The organism is Paenibacillus sp. LHD-38 (assembly GCF_031157315.1).
Taxonomy (GTDB): Bacteria; Bacillota; Bacilli; order Paenibacillales; family Paenibacillaceae; genus Pristimantibacillus.
This window is the reverse complement of sequence record NZ_JAVIFU010000007.1, coordinates 227918-240089: the sequence shown is the minus strand read 5'-3', so window position 1 is coordinate 240089 and position 12172 is coordinate 227918. Positions and strand designations below refer to the sequence as shown.

Annotated in this window: 12 protein-coding genes; 2 read left to right on the top strand and 10 right to left on the bottom strand. The window is 44.4% G+C overall.

The genetic code is table 11. From position 1 onward, the window contains the following. The 4 genes from RCO25_RS08745 to RCO25_RS08730 all read right to left on the bottom strand — a co-directional run. Positions 1-254, bottom strand: a 254-nt coding sequence (locus RCO25_RS08745; protein ID WP_308995750.1) for a helix-turn-helix domain-containing protein, incomplete at its 3' end; no start/stop codon positions are given. A gap of 10 nt (positions 255-264) precedes the next feature. Then, a complete protein-coding gene (tnpA, locus tag RCO25_RS08740; protein WP_308995762.1) occupies positions 265-666 on the bottom strand; it encodes an IS200/IS605 family transposase in 402 nt (133 codons plus the stop codon). Between the two features lie 205 nt (positions 667-871). Then, the gene (locus tag RCO25_RS08735; protein WP_308995749.1) at positions 872-1030 is read right to left on the bottom strand and encodes a hypothetical protein; all 159 of its coding nucleotides are present in this window, start codon (positions 1028-1030) and stop codon (positions 872-874) included. Between the two features lie 122 nt (positions 1031-1152). Continuing rightward, entirely contained in the window at positions 1153-1740 is a 588-nt protein-coding gene (locus RCO25_RS08730) for a TetR/AcrR family transcriptional regulator (protein ID WP_308995748.1), read from the bottom strand. Between the two features lie 238 nt (positions 1741-1978). Between RCO25_RS08730 and RCO25_RS08725 the strand changes: the two genes are divergently transcribed. Then, positions 1979-3463, top strand: coding sequence for a DHA2 family efflux MFS transporter permease subunit (locus RCO25_RS08725; protein WP_308995761.1), 1485 nt, complete (start codon positions 1979-1981; stop codon positions 3461-3463). A gap of 138 nt (positions 3464-3601) precedes the next feature. On the opposite strand, the gene RCO25_RS08720 is transcribed toward RCO25_RS08725, so the two are convergent. Further along, entirely contained in the window at positions 3602-4360 is a 759-nt protein-coding gene (locus RCO25_RS08720; protein WP_308995747.1) for an SDR family oxidoreductase, read from the bottom strand. Positions 4361-4534: 174 nt separating this feature from the next. Here RCO25_RS08720 and RCO25_RS08715 point away from each other — a divergent pair, with 174 nt between their 5' ends. Next, positions 4535-5137, top strand: coding sequence for a TetR/AcrR family transcriptional regulator (locus RCO25_RS08715; RefSeq protein ID WP_308995746.1), 603 nt, complete (start codon positions 4535-4537; stop codon positions 5135-5137). 112 nt (positions 5138-5249) lie between these two features. Here the strand turns inward: RCO25_RS08715 and RCO25_RS08710 are convergent, their stop codons facing one another. The 5 genes from RCO25_RS08710 to RCO25_RS08690 form a co-directional block, all read right to left on the bottom strand. Then, complete coding sequence (locus tag RCO25_RS08710) at positions 5250-6095, bottom strand: carbohydrate ABC transporter permease (RefSeq protein ID WP_308995745.1); 846 nt, start codon at positions 6093-6095, stop codon at positions 5250-5252. A gap of 27 nt (positions 6096-6122) precedes the next feature. Beyond that, complete coding sequence (locus tag RCO25_RS08705; protein WP_308995744.1) at positions 6123-7091, bottom strand: carbohydrate ABC transporter permease; 969 nt, start codon at positions 7089-7091, stop codon at positions 6123-6125. Positions 7092-7241: 150 nt separating this feature from the next. After that, a complete protein-coding gene (locus RCO25_RS08700) occupies positions 7242-8591 on the bottom strand; it encodes an ABC transporter substrate-binding protein (protein ID WP_308995743.1) in 1350 nt (449 codons plus the stop codon). A 100-nt stretch (positions 8592-8691) separates the two neighbouring features. Then, complete coding sequence (locus RCO25_RS08695) at positions 8692-10317, bottom strand: response regulator (protein ID WP_308995742.1); 1626 nt, start codon at positions 10315-10317, stop codon at positions 8692-8694. Continuing rightward, complete coding sequence (locus RCO25_RS08690; protein ID WP_308995741.1) at positions 10314-12035, bottom strand: cache domain-containing sensor histidine kinase; 1722 nt, start codon at positions 12033-12035, stop codon at positions 10314-10316. Before RCO25_RS08690 ends, RCO25_RS08695 begins: the two co-directional genes overlap by 4 nt. Positions 12036-12172: the final 137 nt, after the last annotated feature.

Genomic DNA, 12172 nt, shown 5'->3' with positions numbered 1-12172 from the left:
GCTTTGTCGAGCCGCTTGGCGACATCCTGTAACACTTGGGAATGGACCTGTTTTAAAGCAAGTATATGTTGTTTTCGTTCGTTGAACGTATTGGCTTGATCGTAGTAGTTCAGGCTTTTGCCTTCCGCTTTGTAAGCTAGTATCCGCTCTTCCAGCAGTCGATTGTATAGCAATCTGCATCGTTCAAGCACAATTTGAATGGCTCGCTTCTGTTCACTTGTTGGATACAAACGATATTTGAAGGCAACAGGCATTAGGGTCTGCCTACCTTTCCTTTTGAGTTTCTATGTACTGTTTAACCGTCTCGAGCGATACGCTTCCGACTGTGGCTACAAAATAGGAATTTGTCCATAGTGATGGGAGCCGTGAAGTTAGTTGTCGGTATTCCCCTCTCAGAATGCGCGAAGTGAACCCTTTCAAGTGTTTAACTACACGGTGGATGCCGAACTGCGGGTCGCACTTGATGAGTAGATGGACGTGATCAGGCATGATTTCCATTTCCACAATCTCAGCTCGGAGTTCTTCTGATTTAAGCTGGAACAGTTCTTTTAATCTTGCATCAATAGGAGGTATTAAAACTTTGCGTCTATATTTTGGACAAAATACAACATGGTACTTACAGTCAAATGTTACATTGTGATTACTTTCTACTACTCGCTGTGATATCGATTCATTCCAAGAAAATTATACCATAAAACAGTAGATCTAATGTCGGGTGATTAAGGCGGCTTTAGCCTCCCTTCACCCGAAGCACCTTACATCCCCATAGCTAAAGCAAGGGGTTTTTCGGAGCTAAATTATAACAAAAAATAGAAGGCTTACTCCGTATTGAAGAGTAAGCCTTTTTACGTTTGCTGAAGCTTATACAGCCTTAGCTCTGATTGCGGTTAATAAAAGCAGCCGTCGTCTCTTCCGTATGCTCGATTTCATCATCCCCGTAAAATTCACGATCCATCCGAATGTTGGCTTGCTCAATCTCCGTCTTGTCCGATAACCTGTGCTCGTTATCAGTCTTTTTTTCTCGTTCCATCTTTACGCATCCTCTCAGGTGTTATTCGTATGCTTTATTTACTTCATGCATTTTAAATCCAGCATGACTTTAGTCTATCCGTAACGCCTGATTGAATACACCGGCATGACTTTAAACACACCTTATCGTGGTAATGACCGCAGCAAAGTAAATTGTTTGGCTAGAAAAAGCGGCGTATATGGCATGTCATTTCGAAGCCAAGCAATGATTGTACCGATCAAGGCTGAAGAACCGTACCATATGGCAATGTCCTTTTGAATATTTGCTTTTACCATGTGGGTTTCGCTCTCCATTCTTTCCAGCCTTTCGGTAACCAATTTCGCAAGCAGCTTTAAAAGATGATCAGAAAAGATCGTCGTTCGATTCGTCGCGAGAATGACTTTATAAAATTTCGCATGTTTGGAAATGTGCTCGAGCAGATTCACCAGCATCGGCCAATCATCTTCTTCTGCCGAATTCGGCTGCAGCGGCGTATTGTCCAAAACCTGGTGAATGTCATCGATCATATCATTCGCCATCTTTTCCAGCATATCCGGAATGTCCCGATAATGCAGATAAAAAGTAACGCGGTTGATGGTGGCGCGTTCTGCAAGGCGATTTACCGATATTTTCTCGAATTCCATTTCCTGAAGCAGCTCGATAAAGGCGTCTCTAAGCAATTGACGTGTTCGAAGTATTCGAGGATCTGTTCGCTGCGATGTATTCTCCATATCCTTCTCCATTCCTTTTACATTGTAAGCTACAATTTCATGAATTTCGTAGAACATCTAGAAGATAAACGACAAAAAAACTTTTATTGTAAACTACTTAACACTTCTTTCAGTTTCTGTCGCTTGTCAGCACATTAATTCTGCATATAATCTAATTAATACATTGTTGATTATATAACACAGTGTAAATTAAGTATAGATAGAAGAATTGAAAGGATGGAGTAGGTTGAGTAAAAGTATGGCAATAAACAGCAGTTCGGTAAAAAAGGGACCGATCTTATTCATTATGATATTGGGTGCCTTTCTTGCGACACTGAATCAAACCGTCATGAGCGTTGCTGTTCCGGAATTAATGATTGATTTTAACATTTCGGCCGCAACTGCCCAGTGGCTGACAACAGGGTATATGTTGGTTAACGGAGTTCTGATCCCGATCACCGCCTATTTGATGCAGCGATTTACCACGCGTGAGCTTTTTCAAACTTCGATGTTTATTTTTCTTGTGGGAACGATCGTATCGGCGGTCGCAACGAGCTTTCCCGTCCTGCTGACAGGACGTTTGATTCAGGCAGCCGGTGCCGGTATTATCATGCCTCTGCTCATGCATGTCATTCTAACGCTATTCCCCCCAAATAAAAGAGGAGCCGCCATGGGTATGGTCGGGTTCGCCATTATTTTCGCCCCGGCGATCGGGCCAACACTTGCCGGATACATCTTGGAAAATTATCCATGGGAAACAATGTTTTACGGCATGATTCCGTTAGTTGTCATTGTTATCATCTGCGGGTTTATTTATCTGAAGAATGTGTCAGAGCGAATCCAAGCAAAAATTGACTTTCTGAGTGTGGCCCTTTCCACCGTCGGGTTCGGCGCTATGATGTACGGCTTCAGCCGAGCTGGCAGCGAAGGGTGGTCTAACGCGGAGGTGCTCGTGTCGCTTATTGCGGGGATCCTTTCCCTCGTCCTGTTTACTTGGCGGCAGCTGGTTTCCCAAAATCCGCTCCTTGATCTCCGCGCTTTCAAATACAGCATGTTTTCTTTAACCACCATCATAAATATCGCGGTTACCATCGTGATGTATGCGGATATGATGCTGCTTCCTCTTTATCTACAGAACTCTCGAGGCTTTACAGCCCTGGAGTCCGGCTTATTGATGTTCCCTGGCTCGCTCCTGATGGGCGTTATGATGCCGATCACTGGACGGCTGTTCGATCGGTTCGGAGCAAAATGGCTTTCCATCATTGGCATGGCTATTACGATCGTAACAACCTTCGGCTTTATTAACTTGACAGACACGACTAGCTATACCTATCTGGTTCTCATGTCTACGGGTCGACGCTTCGGCATGGCCATGCTCCTGATGCCGATCACCACAGCAGGTTTAAATCAATTACCTGCCAGACTTAATGCGCATGGTACGGCTATCTCCAATACCATTAAACAAGTTGCCGGCGCCGTAGGCACCTCTCTCCTTGTGACTGTGATGACGAATCGCACCACAACTCATCTTAAGGATATCATGGCGTCTGGCGGGACAGAGGGCGCAACACAAAAGCAAATGATTATGGAAGCTTCCATCCAAGGTATAAATGACGCCTATCTCGTTATCGTTGGGATTGGCATAGTCGGTTTGCTGCTTTCCTTCTTTATCAAACGGGTAGAACAAACCTCCCCGGAAGAATCCAAAGCAAAGTTGAAAATAGCCATCCCGAAAGAAGCCTGATGAAGAATTTTTGATTATCTTCAGCTTCAAAGCCAAAGCTATACAAAAAATAAGACTACTCACCTTATCCTAAAAGGTGAGTAGTCTTATTTTTGAATCCTCCACTGTCGGGATAAGAGGCTGATTTGATTTCTTGAATTAGTAGGACGACCAGCCAGCATCTGCGACAATCGTAGTGCCGTTGACAAAGCTTGACTCATCGGAGGCCAAGAACAAAGCAACTTTCGCGACCTCTTCGGGCTCACCCAAACGCGGGTTAATCCCCATTCCGCTCGACGAACGTTCCGCGCCGAAAGGATTCGGCTCCGTTATGGATGCGGCAATATTCGTTTTCACGGCACCAGGCGCGATGGCGTTGCATCGAATACCCAGTTTGGCATACTGAAAGCCGACATTTTTCGTGAATCCGATGACGGCATGCTTCGATGCAGTATAGGCCGCACCCGCACGAGAACCGAACAATCCTCCATTAGAGGCAATATTCACAATGACGCCTTCCTTCTTTTCCGTAAAGATTGGAAGCACCTTGCGTGTGGTTCGCATAGGACCAGTCGTATTGACGGCAAATACCTTTTCCCAAAGCTCATCAGTTAGATCTCCGGCAGGAACGAAATTATCCATAATACCCGCGTTGTTTACCAAGATATCCACCGTTCCGAATTCGCCCACTGCACTATCAATCAGTCGCTGAACATCCTCTTCTACGGCAACATTGGCAGCAACCGCGATTGCGCTGCCGCCTTTTTCTTCGATTCCCTGAACAACTTTTTTGGCATTCTCCAGATTGATATCCGAAAGGATTACTTTTGCTCCTTCTTCAGCGAAGAGCTCTGCGATCGCCTTCCCCATACCCGACGCTGCCCCTGTCACAACCGCGACTTTTCCGAAAAGCTTCATCCGTCATACCTCCGTATTTTGTGTTAGAATAAACACATGTTGACTAACGAACATCTGTTAGATTTAGTATAAAGTTCACTGAAAATGTTAGCAATCATCAAAAAACATGCAAATGATGACTAAACAACAAACAGGAATGGAATTGTAAATCAGATGTATAGGAGGATGATCGACGTGCACAAACCCGTCACAAATACAGATCCCAGAATCATTCGCAGTAAAACAGCCTTAAGGGAAGCTTTGCTTCATCTTATGGCCCAAAAATCGTTTGCCTCCATTTCGATAACCGATATTGTCAAACAAGCAAGTTATAACAGAGGCACATTCTATGCCAATTATGCGAACAAAGAGGAACTCCTGGGAGATATGATTACCGAATTGATCAAAGATTTGCTTCATTCCTTCCGCGCGCCCTATGAAAAAGCAACCGAGTTTTTCCCGCATGAGCTGCATGCGAACTCAATCATGATTTTTGAACATATTGCCCAGCACTCAAACATCTACAGCGTTCTGGCAAGAAGCGAAGCACTCCCTATCCTTAGAGAAAAAATGTTTGTTTCCTTAAAACAAATATTAAGGGAAGAGTTAATTTTCGAAGATACCGATGTTGATCAAGAGCTTCTTGCCATCTATTCTCTTCATGCGCTGCTTGGGCTGATCTTTCATTGGATCGATAGCGGGTTTGTCCATTCTCCTTCTTATATGCAAGAGCAGCTTGTCAAAATTCTAAACCATCGCCCGTCAAGCACCAAAATGTCACTTAAATTAAAACAATAAAAAAATGATATTTAGTTCAACGCCAGGCACGGGTATGATGGAGCATAGCGAAAAGACGACCACTCTACCCGATATCTGGGAACTGTGGTCGTCTATTTTTTTGCACTCACACCTAGCCTTTCACAGCGCCGGCAGTCATACCTTCAATTAAGAACCGCTGCAGGAAGATGAAAATAATAACGACAGGCAATACGCTAAGTACGGAAGCAGCCATCATGCTGCCCCAATCGGTTTGATACAGTCCTTTAAACAAGCTGATACCCGGCGTTAGCGTACGATGCGATTCATCATTAATGAAAACAAAACCAAACATGAACTCATTCCATGCATTCAGGAAAGCATATAAAGAGGTTGCTACCAAGCTAGGAAGCGAAACGGGAAGCAAGATCCTGAATATGATACCCACTCTAGTGCAGCCGTCGATCTCAGCAGACTCTTCCATTTCGAGCGGAATGGAGTCAAAGAAGCCCTTCAGCATGAATGTGCAAAGCGGTACTGTAAACGTTGTATAGGCTAAAATAAGGGACATGTACGTATTAATCAGATTGATATTTTTCATGACCAAGTAGAGTGGAATTAATAAGAGAACCCCCGGAATCATTTGTGACAACAGCATAGCGATGCCGAATATCTTTACTTCCCGAAATCTAAAATATCGGCTTAAGGCATAGCCTGCGAAGATGGATATGAACAGGGAAGCAAACGTTGTTACCGTAGCGATGAAAACACTATTTTTGAAAAAAGTAAGGAAGGCAGAACCTGTAAGCACATTTTTAAAGTGCTCTAAGGTTGGCGCGCTAATTAGAAAAGTAGGATTAAGCGTACGAATTTCAGTGCTGGGCTTCAAGGACGTGACGAGCATCCACAGAAAAGGAAACAAACAATAAAACGAGAAACCTAACAAAACCGCGTAGGTTAAGACATTCAGCAGCCTTTGCTTTCGACGGCTTATTAACATGCTTTTCACACTCCGATCCAGGCTGTACTAGCCCCGACTTTTTCTGATTGTTGCAAAGTAATATAGAATAAATCCGCTAATCATAAATACCAGCATCATAGAAGCAAGCGCGGAGGCGTTTCCGAAATTGTATGATTTCATTGCATAGTTATAAATCATGATCGGCAGCGTTTCCGATGCGTGCAGCGGTCCGCCTTCCGTCATTACCCAAATGAAATCGAAATTGATCGCCGTCCAAATGACGTGAATAAAAATAATGGTAAGCGATACCGTTTTGAGCTGCGGCAAAACAATCCGGAAGAAGCGCATACGGATGCCAGCTCCATCAATAGCCGCTGCCTCAAGCATATCACGCGATATCGACTGCAGACCTGCAAGCAGGCTGATCGTGTAAAACGGAAAGCTTCTCCAAATATTGACGAAAACAACCGTTAAAAGCGCGGTATTCAGCTCTCCCAACCAATAATAAGGCTCGTCAATTATCCCGAGTTTCGTTAGCCAAAGATTAATGATGCCATAGTCAGGCGTCAACATCCAAGTCCAGGTTAACCCTGCAATGACGATGGGAACAACCCATGGAATGATAATGATGGAACGGAATACGAGCCTGCCCCGGACCTTCTGATTTAATGCGATCGCAGATATAAGACCAAGCACAAACTCTCCAGCTACGGAAAGCACCGTCCAGACGGCCGTATTCCTAAGTGAGCTCCGGAAATATTCATTATTGATGACTTCTTTGAAGTTATTTAAACCGGCAAAACCTGATATCGCTTTATTCATTAAATTTTTGAATTGAAAGCTGTCCCACAGAACCGTTACAAGCGGATAGGCGTTCATGAGAATAAAAAACAACATGGCCGGTAAAATAAACCAATACGCAAGACTTCGGATTCGTTTCTCTCTTAGGGATAGGGAAATGGTTCTTTTAATTTTTGATTTGATAGGGGCAGGCCCGTTTGCGGCCTTATTCAGCATTTCAGTTTGGTTTGCCATCTCTCTCACCACATTTTTTTGGAATAGAAAGAGCAAGCATAGTTGGGAGCGAACATTGCGGTCCATGCCCCTGCCCCACGCTTACCCTATCTTAAGAAGGATTCATATTTAACGTTTGTCTGGTTATATCAATGCATTAGTTTAATTTCCTTAATTTCCGCTAAACTCTCCCGTTGCCTTCAGGCTTTCATTAATGGCCTGCGACAACCACTTCGCCACATCTTCCGGCTTGTCGTTTTTCAGCATAACTCTTGCAAGTGAGTCTTCCATCGCTTTCGTAATGCCGCCAAGCGAAACTGTCGGGAATACGATGCCTTGGGATGCTAACGCCATAAACTCTTTACCCCAACCCGCTTCGCTCACAACGTCACTGCGGGGAGCTTTCGACGGGTTAACCGCTGTTTGATAATCGCTGCCGACGAGGAAAGAAGCGAATTCCCACGACTCGTCCAGATTATCCGACTTGTAAACATAGAGCGGCGCAATTTCCATGAATGTCGCAGGACTGCTTTTATAAATCGGCGCAGCGACCTTAACGTCCTTCATGCCTTCAGGATTTTCAGTGCTGCGTCCTTCAATCCAAGGACCGTTAACCACCATCGCATATTGTCCGAGCACGAAGTTTTGGTCTTCCTCTTCCCAGCCCCATGTCTTGGCGTCAGAAGCTATTACTTTTTTCGAAAGCAATTCTTGATAGAACTGGAACACTTCCGTAGCTTTAGCCAATTGATCTGGATTATCTTGCCATGTATTTTTGTATTTTCCGTCGGCTTGCTGTTCAGCAAGCTTCACATCATTTTGTGCCAAATACATAATCAGCTCTTGCGGAGAACGTACGCCTGCACCTGCGATACCGAAAGCATCCTTGCCTGTTTTTGTCTTTATCGTATCTCCCATAGCAAGCAGCTCATCCCATGTTTTTGGCGGTGCGTCGTAGCCTGCATCCTTCAAAATTTGCTCATGATAGAGTAGGGCACGAATACCAAGATAGTTAGGAAGCGCCTTTACTTTGCCGTCAATTTTAAGAGCATCCCATACATTCCCATAGATTTTATCTTTGTCCTCCCACTTATCTACATAAGCAGTCAGATCCGCCAATGCATCGAATTTATTAAACTCGCCAAACCATTCCGCAAGCCCCCAGCTTAAATCCGGTGCATCGCCGGCATTGATTGCCGCTACTAATTTATCATGCAGGACATCGTAAGTGATCACTTGAAGATTCACGTTGATGTTTTCGTTCGCATCATCGAACTCCTTAACCTTTGCTTGAATCGCTTTCCCTTCATCCGTGCTTGGATCAAGCGCTGCCCAAAAGTCTAAGGTAACCGGTTTCCCGTTCTCTTGGGTGTTATTGCCTTCGGCTGCATTCGAAGTCGGGCTCGTATTATCTTCGGTCTTCGTATTCCCTCCGTTATTGCTGCCGCAGCCTGCCGCAAGCGCTACAAGCAGCACTAAGCTGAGAAAGAAGGTCAGGCTTTTTCTCGTTTTTGTTGTCATGCGTTGAATCCCCTCTCGGTAATTGGTACTTACATCTCTTATTTTAAGGGGGACGCGAACCCTTGAGTATGCCGCTATGTTCACTACTATGTTGAATATATTAAGTTCGGTCAGTTGTTTGCTGCCTATATTGCGTAGGCTGAACGCCTGTCGCTTTTTTAAAAACCTGGCTGAAATAACGCTGATCTTTATAGCCGACCTGCTCTGCGATTTCATAAGCTTTTAACTCGCTTTCAAGCAGCAGCCGCTTTGCCTGGTCTATGCGTACTGCAGTTAGATAGTCCATAAAGCTTTCCCCTGTGACGCTCTTAAAAAGAGAACAGAAATAATTTTTATTGATAAAAAAAGTTTGCGAAATATGTTCCAAATTCACCGTTCGATACTGCTCCTGCACGTAATTGCGGATCACCTCGATAAGCTGCTTTCCGCTCTTCGTCCTTGTTTCGGAGAAAGAAAGATCGAGCATATAAGTGACCATGCGCTGCAGAAGCGCTTTCATCTGCTGAATCTTCAATTCGGACAGCTTACTCTTTCCTTCTCCAACCATTAAGGCAATATCGCGATTTTTCGCTTTAAGTTCAATTTTGTCCAAGATCGCAGAGATCGCAAGCTTGAGCTCGAATCCGCTTATCTTGGAAAGATTATTTTCACCGAATGCTTCCTCTAGCTTAATCTTCAATTGCTCTCCGTCTCTAAGCGTTCCGCATTCCAGAAGAAGATCAAATAACAAAGTGATTTCTTTCCACACTGACATTTGAGACAGAGACGACGACGTTGATTGCAGCGTCTTCTCCCCGCGACTGAAGGTGCCTACCGATTCTTGTTCGCTGAGCAGCATGGATTCAATGGCATGCGCACCCTCCCGATAAGCCTCCGGAAGCTTCGATATGCGGTTCTTGAACGAGCTTAAACCCAGCTTTACATTCACGCGCATAAAATGCACAAGAGATCGATGAAGCTTATTGACCAGAGACTGAAGTTTGTCATCATTGCGCATGGGGCTGTTGAATAAAATAATGAATTCATTGGATTTAGAAAGATGCCGGAAAACAACGGAAGGGGAGTAATAATCGATGGTTTCCTTTATAATGTTGCGTGCGGCAAAGTAAAAAACATTTCGATCTCCCCCGTAGCGTTCATTAACCCGTTCATCAAAATCAAACAGCTTTACGACCACCGCGTAGAAACCCGATTCAGGAAGCAGAACGGATAATTCGGCAGCTTGTACGATAAGCTCGTTTTCATCTGCTTCAGAGGCATCAGCCGTACTGGTTAAAAATTCATCCTGAAGAACGGTAAACCCATTTTGCAGCACCGCTTTTTCATTGATTTGCACCACTTTGGCATTAGAATCTTTACGAATCTTTTCAACCGCTTTGCTCAGAACCTGCAGCAGATCCGCTTCATTAAGCGGCTTTAGCAAATAATCAAAGGCACCATGCAGAAATGCCGGACGAGAATATTCGAAATCGCCGTAGCCGCTCAGCACAATAACTTCTGCATGGATATCGGATTGTTTTAACCATTCCATAAAGCTTAGCCCATCCATCAAAGGCATTTTGATATCCGTTAAAATGAGCTGGGGACGTAAAGCGGCCGCCAGACGACAAGCTTCCTCGCCGTTTACGGCATGTCCAATAATTGTCCATCCAAGTGCTTCCCACGGAATCACATTTTTCATCTGTTCATGCACGGATGCTTCATCATCGACTATTAGCACTTTCATCCCGGTATCGCTCCCTTAAGCGGCAATTTGTAAATGACGTATGTTCCCATGTTCTTTCTGCTTCTCACCACTATGCCGTAATTTTCGCCGCATATAAGCCCGATCCGCACATTTACGTTAGAGAGCCCGATAGAATCTCGATGAAATTGGTGAATTCGATTATTCCTGTCAAGCAGGTCTCCCACATATACGGACTCCTCCTCCGTCATCCCAGCGCCATTATCCGTAACATACAAATAAATAGCATCCCGCTCCTTAAACACCCTTCCGGAAATTCTCAGCAACTTTTTGGTACCTTTGCTTGGGATCAATCCATGCTCCACGGCGTTTTCTACGATCGGTTGAAGAACAAGCTTCGGTATATATAGCTCACGAATGCTCGGTTCAATCACGATCCTCGAGCGGATAAGACCGGAGTAACGCTTGTTGATAATAACCAAGTAATTTCTAATATGTATAAGCTCATCCCGCACGGTGACCCATTCATTTTCGATCTTCATATTGTAGCGGTACATATGGCTAAGACTTTTGCAAATCAGCTTTAAGTCGGGCACCTTATTCACTTCCGCAATGCCGGACATCAATTGAAGCGTATTAAATAAAAAATGAGGCGATATTTGCGCTTGCAGCGCCTTAATTTGCGACTCCTGGTTCATTAACCGCAGCTTCAAGTCATGCTCGATCAACTGCTGAATCGTCTCCGCCATTTGATTGAACTGCTTGCCCAAATATCCGATCTCATCCTGAGACTCCACATCTACCCTAGCATCGTAATCCCCGATTTGAATGCGACCCATCTTTCGATGGAGATGTACGATTGGTTTCGTCAAACTAAAGCTTAGAGCATAGGAGAACAATACTGCCAGCAAACAAACGAATCCAACCATGGAATATGCCGCCGTGCTGTAAAATTGAAGCTTTGGATCATTCTCATAGAAATATCGCAATGTCCATGTCGAATCATTCAGCGGAACGGTTAATCGAACAGCCTTGTCGTCGTACGAATCAGAATCAAAGCTGCTATCGACCGCTTCAGGAGCGGTATCGTATATGATTCGTTCCGTTGAATCCGTCAGAACGATGCGCCCATGATAAAAGTCATTATACCGTTCAACCAGCGTTCGAAAGCCCTTTTCTCTCAGGTCGATGACCAATAGCCCCACAGGATTGCCCATATATCGAACAGGATATAAAAACTGCATGACCGGCTCTCCGTATTCCGTATGATAATTAAAGGTAATAAACGGCTTGTTGCCCGACCGCTCCATCATTTCAAGCAAGCTCTGAGCATATTCCGGCTTATAATGAGGATGTAACCCGGGATAAAAAGCCCCCATCTGCTCTCCATCCGAGCGGATCAAATACATCCCCATAATATCCGTTAGACGAGATTGATAATAAACGCTGAAAAAAAATTCCCTTATATCTCTTACCGTGTCGTAGGTTCTGCTATCTGTCAAAAACTCTTTGTCCAATGCGATACTTTCAATCAGGCTGGCATTCGAATAAATTTGGTAAGCGGTTTCATTAAGAGCCTCTCCATACTCTTCGATTCTGGATTTCAGATCCTCCTCCACGCGGTTTTTGGCAAACATGCGATCTTCCTCGATATTTTGCGAAACCTGATATAAAATAATTCCGCAAGTAATAGCCAGCGGCAGCGCGGTTGCCACGATCATAGCTAAAAAAATCTTCATGCGGATTCGTTTAAACCTCATAAGCCTGCCCCCTTGTCCAAGTCATGTAATACAGATAGGATTGATTTCGACATCATCTGCGTAATCCCTACTTTGCTGACGCTCATTCCTATCCGGTTCTGATTCTCTCTTTAATTGGTTGGACAATCTTCACGGTA

What these genes read in the sequence shown, in the direction of transcription:
- RCO25_RS08735 (WP_308995749.1), bottom strand. Translation starts at nt 1,030, where the DNA reads ATGGAACGAGAAAAAAAGACTGATAACGAGCACAGGTTATCGGACAAG.
- RCO25_RS08730 (WP_308995748.1), bottom strand. Translation starts at nt 1,740, where the DNA reads ATGGAGAATACATCGCAGCGAACAGATCCTCGAATACTTCGAACACGT.
- RCO25_RS08725 (WP_308995761.1), top strand. Translation starts at nt 1,979, where the DNA reads ATGGCAATAAACAGCAGTTCGGTAAAAAAGGGACCGATCTTATTCATT.
- RCO25_RS08720 (WP_308995747.1), bottom strand. Translation starts at nt 4,360, where the DNA reads ATGAAGCTTTTCGGAAAAGTCGCGGTTGTGACAGGGGCAGCGTCGGGT.
- RCO25_RS08710 (WP_308995745.1), bottom strand. Translation starts at nt 6,095, where the DNA reads ATGTTAATAAGCCGTCGAAAGCAAAGGCTGCTGAATGTCTTAACCTAC.
- RCO25_RS08705 (WP_308995744.1), bottom strand. Translation starts at nt 7,091, where the DNA reads ATGGCAAACCAAACTGAAATGCTGAATAAGGCCGCAAACGGGCCTGCC.
- RCO25_RS08700 (WP_308995743.1), bottom strand. Translation starts at nt 8,591, where the DNA reads ATGACAACAAAAACGAGAAAAAGCCTGACCTTCTTTCTCAGCTTAGTG.
- RCO25_RS08695 (WP_308995742.1), bottom strand. Translation starts at nt 10,317, where the DNA reads ATGAAAGTGCTAATAGTCGATGATGAAGCATCCGTGCATGAACAGATG.
- RCO25_RS08690 (WP_308995741.1), bottom strand. Translation starts at nt 12,035, where the DNA reads ATGAGGTTTAAACGAATCCGCATGAAGATTTTTTTAGCTATGATCGTG.